This is a genomic window from Streptomyces sp. FIT100, assembly GCF_024584805.1.
In the GTDB taxonomy this organism is placed as follows: Bacteria; Actinomycetota; Actinomycetes; order Streptomycetales; family Streptomycetaceae; genus Streptomyces.
Map to the genome: position 1 here is coordinate 6502817 of NZ_CP075715.1, position 18903 is coordinate 6521719.

An 18903-nucleotide genomic window follows, 5' to 3' on the forward strand; every position below is an offset into this window, starting at 1 on the left:
CCGACGCCGAGCTGCTGAGCCGTCCTGGCACCTCCAAGCACGAACGCAGCGCAGGCTCGCCTACCCCTACCCCTACCCCGCTCCCTCGCTGACGAGCGGATCAGCGACGAGCTGACTGACCCCCTGAAGAAGCTCTCGGCGACATGCCGCGTCCCGCGTCCCGCAGTCTGTAGGAACGACAGTCTGTCAGTCCGCCCCGGTTGCCCCTTCCGCGACTGCCGCCCTGATCCGCATGCCTGCACCGCACGCCGTCCCACCGGTGCGCAGTTCCAAGACCGGGGCCTCCTTCGCTTGCAGGAGGAAGCAGCGCCTGACCGCGCCCCGGCCGGGCTCCGTGGGGGGAGCCAGCGGCCGGCCCGCTCATCCACCCGACCGTTGACCGGTGCGTGACGCTCCGAGACGGCGGGCGGGGCGCATCACGCTCTCCACCCTTCGCTCCACACGGACGACTTGCACCGACCATCACTCGAGATAGGTCAGTCCCATGGACAAAATCCTGGTCACAGGCGGAGCCGGATTCATTGGCTCGCACTTCGTCAAGAGGTTGCTGGCGTGTGAGGACACTGCCGAGGTAACCGTCCTCGACGCCCTCACCTATGCCGGCCAAAAGGAGAACCTGGCGGACGTTCTCCTCTCGCCGAAGCTCAGCTTCATCTGCGGCAACATACTCGACCAGCCTCTCGTCGACGAACTGGTCCAACGGCACGACGCGATCGTGCACTTCGCTGCTGAATCGCATGTCGATCGCTCGCTCTTCGAAGCGGCAACGTTCCTGACCACCAACGTGCTGGGTACTCACACCCTCTTGGACGCGGCCGGGCGCCACGGTGTGCAGAAGTTTGTGCATGTCTCCACCGACGAGGTCTACGGGCCGATGGCGACTGGCTGTGCCACGGAAAGCTCCCTTCTCAACGCGACCGTCCCGTACGCGGCGTCCAAGGCCGCGAGCGACGTCATGGCGTTGTCCGCCTTCCGAACCGACGGTGTCCCAGTGTGCGTAACCCGCTCCTCCAACCAGTACGGTCCGCACCAGTACCCAGAGAAGATCATCCCCTTGTTTGTCACAAACCTGCTCAAGGGCGTGCCCGTCACGCTTCACGGCCGTGGCCAGCATGTGCGCAACTGGCTGCACGTCGAGGACAACTGCCAGGGCATCGAACTCGTCCTCCGCTCCGGTATTCCCGGCGAGGTGTACAACATCGGTGGCGGCACCGACATGACCAGCAAAGAACTCACCAAGCTGCTGTTACGTATGTGTGGTGCCGACTGGAGCTCGGTGACATACATCCCGGACCGTAAGTCCAACGACATCCGATACGCGATGGACTGGTCGAAGATCGCAGACGATCTCGGCTACCGACCCACCTGGTCGCTCTCGGACGGACTGGCGCAGACCGTCGAGTGGTACCGCAGCCATCCCGAGCGGTGGGCACCGGCTGCGTGCGATGCAGGAGCGCCCATGGCGGAAATCAACGTCATCGAACTCGCGGAGGACTGAGCCATGGCCCCGACCAAGCGCATCCTGGTGACTGGCGCCGGTGGCGCGCCGGGCTTCGACCTCGCTCGCCACCTGATGCGGCTCGGCTGCGACGTGATCGCCGCGGACGCCAACCCGCTTGCCTGCGGCCTCACCCTGCAGGGCGTCGCGCCTCGCATCCTGCCGCCGGGCGGTCACCCCGACTTCGGCATGCTGCTGCTGGAGCTGTGCCGCAACGAGCAACCCGACGCGCTGATCTCCACCGTCGAGCATGAACTGCCCGCCCTGGTCCGGGAGCAAGACATCCTGGCGGAGCTCGGGGTGCGGACGTGGCTACCCAGTCCTGACGCGGTTGCTGCGGCTGGGGACAAGGCGGTCTTCCACGCCGTTCTCAGCGCCCAGGAGATCCCCACACCGATCACGTTCCTCCCGCCCGACATCGACGAGGCCCCGGAGTACGGGCCGCTCGTTGTCAAGCCCCGTCAAGGGCAGGGCGCCCAGGGCGTGCACTTCTGTGAGACCCGCGCCCAAGCGAAGGTGCTGTGCGAACTCGTGCCCGATCCCATCGTGCAAGCGCGTGTCCGCGGACAAGAGTTCACGGCTGACTGCCTCGTCGACCGTACGGGCCGCGCCTCCGTCATCTTGCGCCACCGGCTCCTGGTCAAGGCCGGTCTGTCGGTGGTCAGCCGCACGTTCCATGACGACGAAGTGGCTGAACAGGTCAAACGCACCCTGGCGGCCGTCGGCATGGTCGGCCCCTGCTGCGTGCAGGGCTTCATCTGCGATGGCGGGGACCGGGTGATCGTGACCGAGACGAACGCCAGGCTTGCCGGGGCGTTTCCCCTCGCTGAAGCGGCCGGGGCTGCCCTGGTGCAGCAGACCCTCAATGGCCTCTTCGAGCTCCCTGTCGATCACGCGCAGCTTGCCTACACGGCGAACGTGTACCTCACCAAGTGCTTCGAGACCGTCTCCGTAGGCCCGTGGCCCCCGGCGCATACAACTGGTGGGCATGGCGATGGCGGGTCAGGAGAGGACGAGCGATGACCATGGCCGCCCCCGATCCCTTCGAGGCAGCCGAGAACGCCCGCCCGTTCCTGCACGGGCAGGAGGCCACAGCGATGACCGAAGCCCTACAGGCTGGGCAGTACGGACACAACCTCCTCGTTGAGCAGTTCGAGCAGTCCGTGGCCGCTTACCTCGGAGTGTCTGACATGGTGGCGGTCTCATCCGGCACCGCCGCCCTGCATGTCGCCCTCCTGGCCGCCGGCGTCGGTCCGGGTGACGAAGTGATCGTCCCGTCGCAGACCTACTGCGCCACGATCCACGCGATCGTCGCCTCCGGCGCCCACCCGCGTTTCATCGAGATCAACCCGAAGACGCTGTGCATCGAAGCCCACGAGGTCCTGGCCGCGCTCACGCCGACCACGCGCGCCGTCCTTCCGGTGCTCTACGGAGGCAGGGCGGTCGATCTCTCCAGCATTCGAAACGAGTTGACCGAAAGGCGAATTGTGGTCATCGAGGACGCAGCCCACGCGTTCGGCTCTCGCTGCGCAGGCATCCTTGTCGGGGCGCAGCCAGGTGTGCTCACCTGTTTCTCCTTCGGCCCGATCAAGAACCTCACTTGCGGGCAGGGCGGCGGCGTCGTTCCGCGCACCGCCGCGGAGGCGGATGCCCTGCGGAGCCTGCGCGCGCTCGGTATCACGCAGTCCCAGCATCAGCGCGCTGCGACCACTTCGTACACCGTCGAGGGATTCGGCCTGCGAGCCACTATGTCGGCGCTGAACGCCGCCGTCGGCGTGGTCCAACTCCAGCAATTCGAGGCCGTAGCGGCCAAGCGGAAGGACCTGTGGCGCGCGTACGCGAGCCGCCTGCGCACATGCGCCGGGGCGAGCCTGGTCGACGTGGATGTGGACCGTACGGTCCCCTTCAACTGCGTCGTGCACGTTGACGACCGCGACCGCGTCTTTACGGAACTGCGAGAGCTGGGGATTGGTGTTGGCGTGCACTACCCGCCGAACCACACCCAACCTGCCTTCGAGCGGTGGTACCGGCCATTGCCCATCACCGAGCAGTCCGGGCAGCAGCTCATGAGTCTGCCCTTTCACCCGGCCATGACCGAGGAGGACGCCAGGTACGTCTGCTTGGCCCTCGCGCGTGCCCTCCGAAAGGGCAGTCCGTGCGCATCCTGACCGTGTGCCTCGGCAACATCTGCCGCTCGCCGTACGCCGCGAGCGTGCTCGCGTACCACGGAGGCGCGACAGTGGAGGTCCGGTCGGCGGGTTTGCGGGACAAATGGGCCGGCATGCCCGCTCACGAGCGGATGCTTGAACTCGCCGCGGCCCGTGGCTTCGACCTCACTGCTCACCGAGCCATGCGGGTGACCCTGGAACTGGTCGGGTGGGCGGACGTCGTCTTGGCCATGGACCGTGCGGTCCTCACAGAACTGGGTGGCCAGGCCGACGACACCACCATCCACAAGTTTGCCCTGTACCTCGGTGACCGGGACGTGCCCGATCCGTACGGGGGTGACTCGGCGGCCTTCACCGCCTGCGCTGACGTCATCGAGGCGGCCGTGAACCAGCACCTCCCCTGATGCCGCCCCGTCGAGCTGGGGCCCTACGTTCCGGCCGCAGCGAGCATCACGTCGACCAGGCGGTCGGCAGCATCGGGACGACCGAACGAGCGGGCGCGCTCAGCCATCGCCGCACGCCGCTCGGGGTCGGTCAACAGCGGCGCCACAGCGTCGCGGAGCCGCACGGCGGTCACGTCGTCGACCAGTGCAACGGCGGCCCCGTTGTCCGCCAAGTGCCTCGCGTTGTGCGCCTGCTCGTTCCCGGCCGACGTGGCGAGCGGTACGAACACTCCGGGCTTGCCCAGTGCCGTCAGCTCGGCGATTGTTCCCGCACCGCTTCGGGAGATCACCACGTCGGCCAGCGCGAGGATGTCGGGCAGCTCGGCGCCCACGTACCCCGTCAGGTGGTAGCGCGCTGCACTCGGCGCGGGCAGGTGCGCGGTGTGCTGCCGCAGCTCGGTGACATTGTCCGGGCCGCACTGGTGGACCACGTTGGCATGCTCCAGCAGCCACGGCAGTGCGTCGCGCACGAGGCGGTTGATCTGCTGGGAACCCTGCGCACCGCCCGTCACGTAGACGGTCGGCAGACGCCGGTCGAACCCTCGCAAGCCCAGGGCGTCGATGGCCTTGTCGGCCTGTCCGGTGAACACCTCCGCTCGCACCGGGTTCCCGGTCACCACCGCTGCGGCGCGCACGCCTTCCGGAAGCAGCGGCAGTGTGGACTCCGAGGACACCGCCACCCGCGTCGCCGCGCCGGCCAGCGTCTTGTTGGCCAGGCCCAGACGCACGGTCTGCTCGTGCACGACCAGGGGGACATGGCACAGCCGGGTCGCCGCGATGCCGACGGGCACGGCAACGTATCCGCCGGTCGCCAGCACCACGTCGGGGCGGAAGTTGTTGATCGCTTTCCGGGCCTGGAGCACGCCGATCGGGACGCGACTCATGTCCGCCACATTCGCCCGGGAGACCAGCTTGAACGGATTCTTCGAGCGGCGGATCTTGCCCGTGGCGACTGGCGTGAAGGCCACACCTTCAGCGGCTGCGACCTTCGACTCCAAGCTGTTGGCCTGACCCACCCAGAGCACTTCCAGCCCGCGGTCCTGCGCCGAAAGGCGGGACTGAAGCGTGCGCAGCGCAGTCAGGGCCGGGTATGTGTGCCCGCCAGTCCCGCCACCAGTAACGACCAAGCGGAAGGGACGGTGATTGCTGCTCACAGAGACGGCTCCAGTCACTCTCGAACACTGCACGAAATCGGGCGGGATCAGAGCCCGCGAGGCGTGGCGGCCCAGGCCCCGAGCCTCCCACAGCCAAAGGCCCGTCGACTGCATGTCCAACCCGGTCCTGCCAACGTGCCTGCACCCGGTCGGAGGCGTGAGACGAACAGGCGCCACTGCCGTGTTCGCTCAGGCGGGCAGCCCCCACGGTGGTGCCGGTTCGGTCGGGGTGACCGGGCGGATGGTCAGGTCCGGGCGGTCGCCGCGGGCGGTGATCAGCGCGGACTCGTCCTTGGGCAGGGGGATGCGTACGACGCCCTCGCCCTGGTCCTCGTACGGCAGCGGCCGCCCCCGACCGTCGTGCACGTCGACCGGGCCCTCGATCCCGTGGCGCACGGTGCATGGCGCACCCGCCTCGCTCCGTAGCCGCACCCAGCGGGTCACCCCGGCTTCCCGTACGGCGCTCAGCAGGAAGGCGCCCTGGGTGCGGAAGTCGTGGACCGTGACGTCGCGCCAGACGGCGGGGAGGGCCGGGAAGACACGGATGACGCCGCCCCAGGACTGGCAGACCATGTCGTGCAGCGACTGGGCCGCGGACAGCGGTGTCTCGATCACCGGGCCCGACTCCTGGTACATGGTGTTGGGCTGGATGAACCGGCGCATCAGCTCGCCCAGGTACGTCAGCGCGTCCTCGCCCTTGCCCAGCAGGGCCGACATCGATGCGGCGCCCGTGAACGTGTAGCCCTGGAGGGCGCCTTCGAAGCTCACCCAGTGGTCGAGCGAGGTCTCGATCAGCGCCCGTTCCCCGGGGGTGCGGCCGGTGACCTCGTGGAGTGGGTAGACCGCGAGGAGGTGGGAGTAGTGCCGGTGGGACTTGGCGAAGGGCACCCCGGCGCCGATCATGTAGCCGTTGGCGTCCACGGGGTACGGCACGAGCTTCGCGAGCACCTCCTGCCAGCGCGCGGTCAGGGGGTCGTCGACGCCGAGCTCCCGCGCGGAGTCGAGGAGCGTGCGGCAGCCCCAGCGCAGCAGCATCAGGTCGTAGTTGCAGTCGGGGGCGTCGACCCCGTACTCGGGCGAGAAGGTGGGCGGCAGATGCAGCCTGCCGTCCGCTCCCGGCGTGAGGAAGTGCAGGTAGTAGTTGACCGCCTTGCGCAGCAGCGGGAAGAGGGTGTCGCGCAGGATCGACTCGTCCATGGTGTGGCGGTAGGACAGCCAGACGTTGTGCAGCGCCCAGACGAGGTTGCCGATCTCGGGGGTGGGAGGGTTCTGGCCGGGGATGCCGACCCCGTAGCCGTTCCCCGCGGGTGTGTGGAAGCCGTTGCGCAGCCGTATGTCGGTGGTGCGGGGCATCCCTGCCGAGTCGGCGCGGTAGGCGGGGGCCACCTCGGCCGACAGCTGCTCCCGGAACTCGCTCAACGCCCGGGTGACGGCGTCGAGTTCGAGGTGGTTGGAGCCGTGGATCAACCAGTACTCCAGCTGCACGTTGAGGTTCCACCAGGTGGCGGGCCAGGGTGTGGGTTCCAGCCAGGGGCCGCAGGTCGCCATCACGGGTGCGTCCCTGCGGGCGGCGGAAGCCGTCTTGTAGAGCTGGATCCAGTAGAAGCGCTGCAATCGCGCGTCCGGCACGGACAGGAAGCTCTTGCGGTAGAAGCGCTGCCACCACACGCGGTGGGGGAGTGCGAGCACGTCGTACGGCACCGCCGACGCGCCCCGTACGGCCTTCAGGGCCCGGTCGCGCGCCGTCGTGCCGGGGAAGGAGCGCGCCACGGAGACATGCAGCGTGCGCCGGTCACCGCGGGTGGTCTCGCGCCAGGCCGTGGTGTGCTGACCGCCCGCCAGCAGTGGCTGTACGGCGGCGGTCGCGTCGCCGTGCCGTTCGACGACGGCCGGCGGGTTGCCCTCGTAGCCCTCCGGCAGCGGGCGGAACGCGGCGCGCGGGCTGATCGCCTCGGCCGGGTGGAAGACCCAGCGGAAGCCGCGCTCTCCCTCGCTGGGGGTGACCTCGACGACGAGCACGGAGGCGGAGGTGTGGACGAAGCCACGCAGGTGCAGCGTGCCCGCGGTGGTGGTGAGGCTGCCGGTCAGTTCGGCGTCGCGCAGCCGCAGCCGCCAGTCGACGGCGGTGACGGTGCCGACGGGTTCGAGGGTGAAGTGGCCGACGGGCAGCCGCGCGAGACCGAAGAGGGAGCCGAACTCCGGGCGGTGGTCCTGGACTTCGGAGTGCTGGACGGTGAAGCGGATCGCGTTGGCGCCCGGGCCGGGCTCGGCGTAGATGCCGGAGCCCAGGTATCCGTTGCCGAGGAACGGCCCTTCGTACCAGGTCGCGGGCGACCGCCGCCAGACGAGGTCGGCGTCGTCGAGGACCGTGCGCCAGATGTCCTCGCGGGGGCCGGCGGCGTCGGCGCGGAGGGAGGCGGCGCCACCGGCCGGGGGCGTGGCGGCGTGTGCGGGACCGGACACCGCGCCCCCGGCGACGAGCGCGCTGCCGACCGCCGTACCGCCGGCGAGAACGGACCTTCTGGACAGGCTGACCATGACGCCTCCATTCATCCGAGCTCTTTCCTTGCGGAAGTTAGGAATGTGGCATGGCGCTGTCAATGGGGTGGGAGAGATCCGATGTGTCTCCGTGCCTCGGAACCCGGTCGCCCCTCCCTGCCCATCCCCTCCCTGCCCATCCCCTCCCTGCCCATCCCCATCCGTCCCCGCCCACCCGCACTCAGCCCCGGATCACCGCACCCACCCACACCCCCGCCACCAGCAGACACCCCAGCAGCTCCACCAGGATGCTCGTCCCCGCGGCACGCATCACCGTCCGCGTCGACAGCATCGCCTCGCCGTGCCCGCCCAGCCGCAGCCGCTCGCTGCCGTACACCCCGCCGACGAAGCCCAGCACCGCGCCCACGACGGGCAGCAGGACGAAGCCGACCAGCGCCCCCGCCCCCGCGAACAGCGCCATCCGGGGGGTGATGCCCACCCCGCGCAGCCGCCGCGGACCCAGCAGCCAGACGACCGTCTGATCGACCAGCAGCAGCGCGGTCGCGCCGACCAGCACCCACCAGGCCAGGGTGGTCCTCTCGTGAAGGGACCACCAGGCCACCCCGGACCAGACGAGCCAGGTGCCGGGAACGCCGGGGACCAGCACCCCGCACAGGCCGAGCAGCATCACCATGCCGACCAGGACGAGCTGCCATGCCTCCATCCGCCCAGCGTGCAGGAGCCCCACCGGCCGCGCAGGTCGCGCATGGTGGCGGGCCGTGAGTCCGCCCGTGCCGAACCGGGGCTCGGTCCTGCGTGCCGGATCCCGCCCGTGCAGAGCCGGATCCTGGTCCTGCGTGCCGGATCCCGCCCGTGCAGAGCCGGATCCTGGTCCTGCGTGCCGGATCCCGGTCCTACGCGCCGGACCCCGGCTCGCGGGCCACCCACCCCTTCTCGTACGCATGCCAGCCCAGCTGCAGCCGCGTCGTCACCCCGGCCAGCTCCATCAGCCCCTTGACCCGTCGCTGTACGGTCCGCAGCCCCAGGTCCAGCTGCTTGGCGACGCTCGCGTCCGTCATCCCGGCAAGCAGCAGCGACAGGACCTCCAGATCGGTCGCGTCGGGACCGGTCGTGCTCTCCTCCGTCAGCTGCGCGCCCGCGCCGAGCCGCAGCGGCAGCGCATCCCGCCACACCGACTCGAACAGCCCCATCAGGGACTCCAGCAGTCCGCTCGCGTGGACCACCAGCGCCGCGGGCTCCGAACCCCGACCGGTCAGCGGCACCATCGCCAGCGCCCGGTCCGCGACGACGAGTTTGGTCGGCACCCGGTCCACGACCCGGACCTGCTCGTCGCGGCCGAGCGACGCCGACACCTCGGTGAGCCCGGTCGGCAGCGCCAGCACCTCGCGCTCGATGACGATGCGGTACGCGACCCCGCGCTGCGAGGCCCGCTCCTCCGCCTCGTTCTCCGTCCCCGACACCACCACCGGCTTGCCGGTGACCAGTGCGCACACCTCGTCCGCGGCGCCCAGCTGAAGCTGGAGGAAGCGGTGGGCCACCGCGTCCGCTCCCGTCACCACCTCGACGAGGTCGTGCACGGCCGGCTCCGCCGCCTCCGCCCGGTACTCCTCCGCGAGCAGCGCCGCCGCCAGCTCCGCCTGCTCCAGCTCGTGGCGCTGCTGGGTGAGCAGCGCCCCGAGCGCGACCGCGGGCGGCGCCGCCACCCAGCGGCCGGTGCGGGCGGACGACTGCGCCGCGAGACCGTGCCGTTCCAGCCGGCGCAGCGCACTCTCGGTGTCCGTCTCCGGCAGCGCGAGCCGGTGCGCCAGATCGGGCACCTCCGCGGCGCCCAGCGCCACCAGCGCCCGGTACGCCGACTCCTGCCGAGCATCGAGACCTATCGCTCCCAGCACCCCTGACCCCTCCCCGGACCTGTGCGTTCGCTGTACGCAGGACATGATCGTGGCGGAAAGCGGCCACGGCGTAAACCCGCCGCCCGCATCATCCCTGCATCGTCCGTCGCTCTGCCAAGGTGGCGCCACCGCAGCACCAACAGCCTCCGGACATGAGCGCTTTGGCTGTCTGTGTCCGGAAATTCACTGGGGAGAGCGATGCGCCCGATATCGCGAACGGTCCTGGGGGCAGCCACCGCCGCCGTCCTGGCCGTGACCGCGGTCGCCCCGTCCGAGGCCGCAGGGCCGCAGGACGGACCGGCCGGAAACCGACCGCTGACCGGCACGCGGGCGGCAACGGCCGCCGGGGGACAGCCCGTCACGGTCACCCTCGTCACCGGCGACCGGGTCCTGGTGCGCGGCGCGGGCACCGAGAGCCCCGCGGCGACGGCGCTGCCGCGCGAGGACGGGACCGTACCGCTGCTCCAGACCCGCCAGTCGGGCAAGGACCTGTACGTCTACCCGGAGGGCGCGACCGGCGCGCTCGCCGCGGGCCGGGTCGACCAGGAGCTGTTCAACGTCACCGGGCTGATCCGGCAGGGCTACGACGACGCGCACAGCAAGACCCTGCCGCTCATCGCCGTCTACGGCACCGACGTAGCCCGCTCCGCCCCGGCCGTCCCGCGCGGCGCCGAGCGCTCCCTGGTGCTGCCCGCCGTCGGCGGCGTCGCCCTGAAGGCCGACAAGAAGCAGACCGCAGGCTTCTGGGCCGATGTCACGAGCCCGCGCTCACGCGCCGCAGCCGGCCTGGACAAGCTCTGGCTCGACCGCAAGGTCCGGGCCACGCTGGACCGTTCCACGAAGCAGGTCCACGCCCCCGAGGCATGGGCCGCCGGATACGACGGCAAGGGCACCAAGGTCGCCGTCCTCGACACCGGCGCCGACGCCGAACACCCGGATCTCAAGGGCCGGATCACCGCCCAGCAGAACTTCACGGACGCCGCGGACGCCGGCGACCGCCAGGGCCACGGCACCCACACCATCTCCACCGTCGGCGGCTCCGGCGCCGCGAGCGACGGGAAGATGAAGGGCGTCGCCCCGGGAGCGGACCTCCTCAACGGCAAGGTCCTCAACGACTACGGCGAGGGCGCCACCTCCTGGATCATCGCCGGCATGCAGTGGGCCGTGGACCAGCGGGCCGACGTCGTCTCCATGAGCCTCGGCAGCCAGGAGCCCACGGACTGCTCCGACCCCATGGGCGTCGCCGCCGAGGAACTCGCCCGGACGTCCGGCACGTTGTTCGTGGTCGCCGCGGGCAACTCCGGCCCCGCGCTCAACACGGTCTCCTCGCCGGCCTGCGCGCCCGGCGTCCTCACCGTCGGCGCCGTCGACCGCGACGACTCCACCGCGAACTTCTCCAGCCGCGGCCCCGCGATCGTCTCGCACACCCTCAAGCCCGAGATCGCCGCGCCCGGCGTCGCCATCTCCGCCGCCGCCGCGGGCGGCCGCGGCGTGTACGCGTACCAGTCCATGTCCGGTACGTCGATGGCCACCCCCCATGTCGCGGGCGCCGCGGCCATCCTGAAGCAGCGCCACCCCGACTGGACCGCTCAGCAACTCAAGGCCGCGCTCGTCTCGTCCGCGAAGGCCACGGTCCCCGGCGACGTACGCGAGACCGGTGCCGGCCGGCTCGACGTCGAGGCCGCCGTCGGCGCCACCGTCACCGGTGCACCCGCCGTCCAGGGCGGCGCCTTCAACTGGCCGCAGCACAGCAGCGACCGCACCACCGTCACACTGCCCTACACCAACCACGGCACCACGCCGGTCGGACTCGACCTCGATGTCACCGATGTGACCGGCAACGACGGCTCGCGCGTGCGCTCCACCCCCGCCCGGCTCGGCACCCGCTCCGTCACCGTGCAGGCGGGCGCCACCGCCGAGGTCCCGCTGATCCTCGACCCGTCCGCACGCCTCGACCGCGCCCAGTACGGCGACCTCACCGGACGGGTCATCGCCACCGCGCGCGGCGGCGTCCATGTCTCCACCCCCTTCGCGCTCCACGTCGAACCGGAGACCGTCACCCTGCGCGTCAAGCTCGTCGACCGCGCCGGAAACCCGGCCTCGGGCGCGTCCTCGCTCGACGTCATCGGCACCGACACCGCCACCGGCGAACGCCGCTTCAACGAAGGCGCCGCCGACCAGATCTACCGGCTGCGCCCCGGCTCCTACTTCCTCTCCTCCTTCGTCACCGGCCCCGTCGACGGCCAGGAGAGCATCTCCTACTTCGGCCGCCCGCAGCTGGAGCTGGTCAAGGACACCACGGTCGTCCTCGACGCCCGCAAGGCCCACCGCCTGAAGGTGACCACCGACAGACCCGGGGAGAACCGCGCCGGCACCCTCGCCTTCGCCCGCTCCTGGGACGGCTGGCTCCACGCCGGAACGATCACCGGATCCCGCCAGATCCAGCAGTTCCACGCCTCCGTCGACGGCAGCGCACACGAGGGCGACTTCGAGTTCGGCAGCTACTGGCGCCGCTACGCCCCGCAGATCAGCGAACTCGCCGTCACCGGCGGCCCCGTGCTGCACCCGCTGACCTCCGGCTTCGGCGCCGCCAACCTCGACGGCACGGGTGCGGCCCGGCTCGTCGACGCCGGCACGGGCACGGCGGCGGAGCTCGCCGCGGCCGGGGCCAAGGGCCGGATCGTCCTCGTCCGCGTTCCCGACGACAGCACCTCCGTCGGCGCCCAGGCCCAGGCCGCCAAGGCCGCGGGCGCCGCCGCCCTGATCGCCCACCGGGCCGCGCCCGGCGCCTGGTACCCGACCGCCGGGTTCCTCGGCGCTCAGCTGCCCGCGCTCTCCGTGCCCTCCGACGAGGCCGCCGGTCTGCTCACACGGCTCGCGGCCGGACCGGTCACGCTGCGCTGGAAGGCCACCGCGAAGAGCCCGTACGTCTACAACCTCGCCTTCCCCGAGAACGGCCCGATCACCTCGGACCGCACCTACCGGGTCCGCGACAGCAGGCTCGGCGCGACCGAGGCGACGTACCGCGCGATGGGCACCCCCGCCGACTACCTGGACACCGTCTCCGCGGTGCGCCCGGACACCGGGCAGACCATCTACCTCGGCGGGCTCGTCGACGTGGTCGCGGCGCCGGGCACGCGCACCGAGTACCACTCGGCAGGGACCACGTCCTACGCGCAGACGGTCTCCAGCAGCTTCCCCTGGGGCGAGTTCATGCTCGGCCGCCCGCACGCCTACAGGAGCGGAGAGCGGCGCGCCGAGTCCTGGTACGGCGGCGTCGTCGCCCCGACCGCCCCGCGCGACGCGGCGGGCAAGCCGGTGCTCGCCGCCGAGCGACAGGGCGACCTGATCGGCGTCGCCACCGCCTTCTGGGGCGACAGCGAGCACGACGGTGCGGCCGGGTCCTTCGGCGACATCGGCAATCTGACGCTGACGCGCAACGGCGAGGAAGTCGGCAGCACCGGCTACCCGTTCGGGGTCTTCCAGGTCCCGGCCGGCGACGCCTCGTACCGACTCACCATGAACACCCTGAAGATCGGGCAGCCCGCCGCGGTCTGGAAGCGCTCGACGGAGCTGTCCACCGTGTGGACGTTCCGCTCCGCGCGCGACGACAGCGCGTACTCTCAGGGCATCCCGCTCCTCTTCCCAATCATCGGCCTTCCCGAGGACGGGCTGAAGACCGTCCCGGCGGCCGACGGCCAGAAGCTCACGCTCGCCGTATCGGGGCACGCGGGATACACGCCCGGTGCGCTGGTCTCGGCGAAGCTGTCGTACTCGTACGACGGCGGAGCGAGCTGGACCGAGGCGAAGACCGCGCGGCAGCGCGGCGACGGCAGATGGACCGCGACCGTGGACCACGCCGGCCGGAGCGGTGAACCGGTCACCGTCAGGGCCGAGTTGACCGACGCGAACGGCAACTCCGTCACTCAAACCGTGGTGCGCGCGTACGACGTGCGCTGACCACCCGAACGTCCGCCGGGCGTCCTTCCCGTGGGGGGTGGGGCCGCCCGGCGGACTCCGTAGGGCGTCCGTCGGTGCGTGCGTGCATGCACTCCTTCGCGGACAAAATCTCCCGTTGGGCCGTTTTCCGCTGCGCTTTGCGGTGGACAATAGGGGCATGAGTCAGCAGGGGGAGAAGCCCGCCAACGCCGACGACGACTGGTGGAGCCGGCTGTACGACGAGTCCGCCCCGGACACCGGCCCCGCGGCGCGGGCGGGCGACACGCTGGACGACCGCTTCCACTCCGCGGTGGACACGACGACCGCGGACGGCCCGACGACTTCGAACGGCCCGATGACTTCGGACGGCCCGATGACTTCGGACGGCTCGACGACTGCGGCCAGGGCGACCGCGGACGGCCCGTCCGCGGACGGGCCGACGCCTCCCGCTGCCGGGAAGGGCACCGTTGCCGGCAGCGGTACGGTGCCCCCGGCCCCGCCTGTCGGTCCCCGCCCCCGCGCATGGTGGGAGGAGGCCCCGTCGTCCCCGTCCGGCGCACCGTGGGCACCACCCGCCACCCCACCGGCGCCTCCACCTCCACCTCCACCTCCACCGCCGGCCTCCGCGCCGCAGCCCGGCGCGGATCGTGCCGCCGATCCGGACACGTGTGTGCCCGCGCCGCGCCGGCACCCGGCACCGCCCCCGCGGCCCCGTAGCGGCCATGTGGGCGACCGGCCGCCCACCTACGCCGCCGAGCCCACCGCCCTGCCGGCCGCGGTGCCGCAGGAACTCGGCGAGTTGGTCCCGGACACCGTGCTCGACGGGGCGCGATACGGGGCGTACACCCTGCGGGCCGCGTCCGTGCGCGGGGACTCGGCCCGGTACCGGGGCGAGACCCGGAGGGACGCCCTGCTGGTCGCCCGGTTCGGGGTCGGCGAGGGGGCACTCGTGCTGGTCGCCGTGGCGACCGGGGCGCGGGCCACCGAGGGAGCCCATCGGGCGGCTGCCGACGCGACCCGGTGGATCGGGGGCGCCGTGGGCCGCAGCCATGCCCGGCTCGGCGAGGACATCAGGGCCGGACGGCGCGGCGACCTCAAGTCCGGGCTGCACCGGCTCACCGACCGCTCCTTCGGCAAGCTCCGCGCCCACGCCGCCGAACTCGGCCTGCCGCCCGAGGAGTACACGGCGAGCCTGCGCTGTCTGCTGCTCTCCGCCGACCCGGACTGCCGCACCCGCGTGTTCTTCGGCATCGGCGGCGGCGGACTCTTCCGGCTCCGCGACGGCGCCTGGCAGGACATCGAGCCGCTCGTCCCCGATCCGGAGGCCACCGTGGGCGACCCCGTCGTCGGCTACGGCTCCCCGCCCCCGGAGACCCCCGACGGCGACCGGCTCACCATGGACCTCGGCCTCACGACGGCCCCGTCCCCGTCCCCCTCCCCGGTCCTGCCGCCCGCCGAACCGTTCCGCTTCCGCGCCTCCGTCGCCCGCCCCGGCGACACTCTGCTCCTGTGCAGCACCGGCCTCGCCGACCCCTTGCGCGGAGAGCCCGCGCTCGCTCAGGAGCTCGGCCGGCGCTGGGAGAGCGAGCCGCCCGGCCTCGCGGCCTATCTCGCGGACACCCAGCTCCGGGTGAAGGGCTACGCCGACGACCGCACCGCCTGCGCGGTCTGGGAGGCGTAGGCACGGCCTAACCCGGCAGGCGGCAGCCGCACGGCCGTGGAATAGATGGAGCCATGGCCAAGCAGAACGTCGCAGAACAGTTCGTCGACATCCTCGTCCGCGCGGGCGTGCAGCGGCTGTACGGAGTCGTCGGCGACAGCCTCAACCCCGTGGTCGACGCCGTCCGCCGCCGCGCCGGCATCGAGTGGATCCACGTCCGCCACGAAGAGACCGCCGCCTTCGCCGCCGGGGCGGAAGCGCAGATCACCGGGCGGCTCGCCGCCTGCGCCGGCTCCTGCGGCCCCGGCAACCTGCACCTCATCAACGGCCTCTACGACGCCCACCGCTCGATGGCCCCGGTCCTCGCGCTCGCCTCCCACATCCCGTCGTCCGAGATCGGCCTCGGCTACTTCCAGGAGACCCACCCGGACCAGCTCTTCCGCGAGTGCAGCCACTACAGCGAGCTGATCTCCAGCCCGCGCCAGATGCCCCGGCTGCTCCAGACGGCGATCCAGCACGCGATCGGCCGCAGCGGCGTCAGCGTGGTCTCCCTCCCCGGCGACATCGCCTCGCAGCAGGCACCCGAGAAGACCGTCGAGCACGCCCTCGTCACCACCCGCCCCAGCGTCCGCCCCGGCGACGCGGAGATCGACGCCCTCGCCCGGATGATCGACGAGGCGGAACGCATCACCCTCTTCTGCGGCAGCGGAACGGCCGGTGCTCATGCCGAGGTCATGCAGTTCGCGGAGCGCATCAAGTCACCCGTCGGCCATGCGCTTCGCGGCAAGGAGTGGATTCAGTACGAGAATCCCTACGACGTCGGTATGAGCGGCCTCCTCGGCTACGGTGCCGCGTACGAGGCGACGCACGACTGCGACCTGCTGATCCTGCTCGGCACCGACTTCCCGTACAACGCCTTCCTCCCCGACGACGTCAAGATCGCCCAGGTCGATGTGCGGCCCGAACACCTCGGCCGCCGCTCCAAGCTCGACCTCGCCGTCTGGGGCGATGTGCGCGAGACGCTGCGCTGCCTCACCCCCCGGGTGCGGATCCGCAGCGACCGCCGTTTCCTCGACAAGATGCTGAAGAAGCACGCCGACGCCCTGGAAGGCGTCATCAGGGCCTACACCCGCAAGGTCGACAAGCACGTCCCGATCCACCCGGAGTACGTCGCCGCAGTCCTCGACGAACTCGCCGACGACAACGCCGTGTTCACCGTCGACACCGGGATGTGCAACGTGTGGGCCGCCCGCTACATCTCGCCGAACGGCAGCCGGCGGATCATCGGCTCGTTCACCCACGGTTCGATGGCGAACGCCCTTCCCCAGGCCATCGGAGCGCAGTTCACCGACCGCGACCGGCAGGTCGTGTCGATGTCCGGCGACGGCGGGTTCGCCATGCTGATGGGCGACTTCCTCACCCTCGTCCAGTACGACCTTCCGGTGAAGATCGTCCTCTTCAACAACTCCTCGCTGGGCATGGTCGAGCTGGAGATGCTGGTCGCGGGCCTGCCGTCGTACGGGACGACGAACCGCAACCCGGACTTCTCGGCGATCGCACGGGCAGCGGGCGCCTTCGGCGTGCGCGTGGAGAAGCCGAAGCAGCTCGCGGGAGCGCTGAAGGACGCCTTCGCCCACAAGGGCCCGGCGCTCGTGGACGTGGTCACCGATCCCAACGCCCTCTCGATCCCGCCGCGAATCAGCGCCGAGATGGTGACCGGGTTCGCGCTCTCGGCCAGCAAGATCGTGCTGGACGGGGGCGTCGGGCGGATGGTCCAGATGGCCCGTTCGAATCTGCGGAACGTGCCACGTCCGTAACGCCGTGTAAATCGGCATGCGTGGCGGGACGGGGCCGGGGCATGCATTTGGGAGTGCTTGTTCGACAAGGTCGACAAAGTCGACAGGGTGTGGCCGGGGGCCCGGGAGAGAGGACCGTTCCGACGTGCAGTGGGGGATGAAGACGAGGCGTCAGGAAAGGTCCGGACAATGGCACCGCAGGGTGGGGCGTGCCGATCTCACTGCCGTGCCGGAGGTGAGGAGAGCCGTCCGCACCTTGGTGGGCCAGTGGGGCGAGCCGGGCTCTGCCGAGGTGGCGGAGCTGCTCGTGAGCGAGCTGGTGACCAACGCGCTGCTGCACACCGAGGAGGGCGCCGTGGTGACGGCGACGGTCGCCCCGGCCAGACTCCGCGTCGAGGTGCGGGACTTCACACCGGGGCTGCCCGAGCCGCGGGTGGCGGTGGCCGACGACTCGGCAAACGGCCGCGGGCTCTTCCTCGTGGAGAACCTCGCTGACGCCTGGGGCGTGCAGGCGTATCCGGCGGGCAAGGTGGTCTGGTTCGAGCTGGACGGCGGGCAGACCTGAGGGTCCCTCGCGGTCTGCCCGCCGGTGCCGGTGCCGGTGCCGCTGCCGCCGCCGGTGCCGGAGCTGGTGTCCGTGTCCGTGCCGACGCCGGTGTCGTGGGGGCTCAGCCGAACTGCTGCTCCAGATCCTTGAGTTTCCGCTCCAGCGAGTCGAGCCGGGGGAGCGTCTGGGTCTCGTCCTCGGCGGTGAGGTCGACGGTGACAGGTGTGCCCGTTGCGCCGCCCTCGGCAGTCTTCACGGCCTGGAGCGAGGGCCGGGAGGGCCGGGAGGACTGCGCCGGCTGTCCTGGCTCGGCCGCCGCGCCGGCTTCCACGGCCGTGGCCTGCGCCGCCGTGGCCGCTGCCGGAGTGGCCGAGCCGGTCACCGTGTGGGCGGCGATGTCCACCGGGCGCCCGCCGCGTGCGCGGCCCCACGCCCGGTGCTGCCGGTTCAGCGCCCGCAGATGGGCGCGCTCCCGCTTCTCCCGGTCGCGCCGGCGCGTGCGCTCCTGCTCCTTCTGCCGCCGGTCCTCGCGCACCTCGTCGACCGCCTCGTCCAGCGTCCTCACGCCCTCCAGGAGCATCAGCGACCAGGCGCCGAAGGTCTCCCGGGGCGCCCGCAGCCACCGTACGACCCGGATCTGCGGCAGCGGGCGGGGCACCAGGCCCTGCTCGCGGAGTGCGGCCCTGCGGGTCTGCTTCAGCGCGCGGTCGAAGAGCACCGCCGCCGACAGCGACATGCCCGCGAAGAACTGCGGGGCGCCCGCGTGGTCGATGCCGCGCGGCGCGTGCACCCAGTTGAACCAGGCGGCGGCGCCCGCGAACGCCCACACCAGGAGCCGGGAGCCGAGGGCGGCGTCACCGTGGCTGGCCTCGCGGACCGCGAGCACCGAGCAGAACATGGCGGCGCCGTCGAGGCCGAAGGGGACCAGGTACTCCCAGCCGCCGGAGAGGTTCAGATTCTGCTGCCCGAAGCCGACCAGGCCGTGGAAGGAGAGGGCGGCGGCCACCGCGGCACAGCAGAAGAGGAGCAGATAGGAGGCGGTGCCGTAGATCGCCTCCTTGCGCCGGCGGCGTTCCTCGCTGCGCTCCCAGGAGTCGTCGGCCGCGGCGCCGTCACGGGCGCGCCTGCCGCGCGCGAGCACCGCCACCGCCCCGACGACTCCCGCAAGCATCACGCCGCCCGCGAGCAGCCAGTTCAGCGATATCTCGGTGATCATCATGCGGGGTCCCTTGCATCCTTGCGTCTGCGTCTGCGCTTTGCGTCTGCGTCGCGGCACGGCGATATCGCGCGCCATACTGGCCGAAGTG

13 protein-coding genes are annotated in these 18903 nt (G+C 71.4%); 8 read left to right on the plus strand and 5 right to left on the minus strand.

Annotated elements, in window-relative coordinates; all coding sequences use genetic code 11:
- Nucleotides 1–484: 484 nt before the first annotated feature.
- From rfbB to KK483_RS29215, 4 genes are read left to right on the plus strand one after another with little or no spacing between them, the layout of a single operon-like run.
- Nucleotides 485–1498: a dTDP-glucose 4,6-dehydratase gene (gene rfbB / locus KK483_RS29200; protein ID WP_262008196.1), complete on the plus strand. Its 1014-nt coding sequence runs from the start codon at nucleotides 485–487 to the stop codon at nucleotides 1496–1498.
- 3 nt (nucleotides 1499–1501) lie between these two features.
- The gene (locus tag KK483_RS29205; protein ID WP_262008197.1) at nucleotides 1502–2521 is read left to right on the plus strand and encodes an ATP-grasp domain-containing protein; all 1020 of its coding nucleotides are present in this window, start codon (nucleotides 1502–1504) and stop codon (nucleotides 2519–2521) included.
- Nucleotides 2518–3666, plus strand: coding sequence for a DegT/DnrJ/EryC1/StrS aminotransferase family protein (locus tag KK483_RS29210; RefSeq protein ID WP_262008198.1), 1149 nt, complete (start codon nucleotides 2518–2520; stop codon nucleotides 3664–3666). The genes KK483_RS29205 and KK483_RS29210 overlap by 4 nt, the downstream gene beginning before the upstream one ends.
- Complete coding sequence (locus KK483_RS29215) at nucleotides 3654–4070, plus strand: low molecular weight protein-tyrosine-phosphatase (RefSeq protein WP_262008199.1); 417 nt, start codon at nucleotides 3654–3656, stop codon at nucleotides 4068–4070. Before KK483_RS29210 ends, KK483_RS29215 begins: the two co-directional genes overlap by 13 nt.
- Before the next feature lie 23 nt (nucleotides 4071–4093).
- Here the strand turns inward: KK483_RS29215 and KK483_RS29220 are convergent, their stop codons facing one another.
- The 4 genes from KK483_RS29220 to KK483_RS29235 all read right to left on the minus strand — a co-directional run bounded on the left by KK483_RS29220 (nucleotide 4094) and on the right by KK483_RS29235 (nucleotide 9654).
- Nucleotides 4094–5263 carry a glycosyltransferase gene (locus tag KK483_RS29220; RefSeq protein WP_262008200.1) on the minus strand — a complete coding sequence of 390 codons (1170 nt, stop codon included), beginning with the start codon at nucleotides 5261–5263 and terminating at the stop codon, nucleotides 4094–4096.
- A 189-nt stretch (nucleotides 5264–5452) separates the two neighbouring features.
- Nucleotides 5453–7801 (minus strand): glycosyl hydrolase family 95 catalytic domain-containing protein, encoded by a 2349-nt coding sequence (locus KK483_RS29225; protein ID WP_262008201.1) that lies wholly within the window; start codon nucleotides 7799–7801, stop codon nucleotides 5453–5455.
- A 181-nt stretch (nucleotides 7802–7982) separates the two neighbouring features.
- Entirely contained in the window at nucleotides 7983–8465 is a 483-nt protein-coding gene (locus KK483_RS29230; protein WP_262008202.1) for a DUF456 domain-containing protein, read from the minus strand.
- 190 nt (nucleotides 8466–8655) lie between these two features.
- Nucleotides 8656–9654: a helix-turn-helix domain-containing protein gene (locus tag KK483_RS29235; protein ID WP_262008203.1), complete on the minus strand. Its 999-nt coding sequence runs from the start codon at nucleotides 9652–9654 to the stop codon at nucleotides 8656–8658.
- Between the two features lie 198 nt (nucleotides 9655–9852).
- On the opposite strand from KK483_RS29235, the gene KK483_RS29240 reads away from it, so the two are divergent.
- The 4 genes from KK483_RS29240 to KK483_RS29255 all read left to right on the plus strand — a co-directional run bounded on the left by KK483_RS29240 (nucleotide 9853) and on the right by KK483_RS29255 (nucleotide 17614).
- The gene (locus tag KK483_RS29240; RefSeq protein ID WP_262008204.1) at nucleotides 9853–13614 is read left to right on the plus strand and encodes a S8 family serine peptidase; all 3762 of its coding nucleotides are present in this window, start codon (nucleotides 9853–9855) and stop codon (nucleotides 13612–13614) included.
- 157 nt (nucleotides 13615–13771) lie between these two features.
- Nucleotides 13772–15274: a protein phosphatase 2C domain-containing protein gene (locus KK483_RS29245; RefSeq protein ID WP_262008205.1), complete on the plus strand. Its 1503-nt coding sequence runs from the start codon at nucleotides 13772–13774 to the stop codon at nucleotides 15272–15274.
- A gap of 53 nt (nucleotides 15275–15327) precedes the next feature.
- On the plus strand, nucleotides 15328–17070 hold the full coding sequence (locus KK483_RS29250) for a pyruvate dehydrogenase (RefSeq protein ID WP_262008206.1): 1743 nt from the start codon (nucleotides 15328–15330) through the stop codon (nucleotides 17068–17070).
- A gap of 136 nt (nucleotides 17071–17206) precedes the next feature.
- The gene (locus KK483_RS29255) at nucleotides 17207–17614 is read left to right on the plus strand and encodes an ATP-binding protein (protein ID WP_262008207.1); all 408 of its coding nucleotides are present in this window, start codon (nucleotides 17207–17209) and stop codon (nucleotides 17612–17614) included.
- A 103-nt stretch (nucleotides 17615–17717) separates the two neighbouring features.
- Here the strand turns inward: KK483_RS29255 and KK483_RS29260 are convergent, their stop codons facing one another.
- Entirely contained in the window at nucleotides 17718–18815 is a 1098-nt protein-coding gene (locus KK483_RS29260; protein WP_262008208.1) for a DUF2637 domain-containing protein, read from the minus strand.
- Nucleotides 18816–18903: the final 88 nt, after the last annotated feature.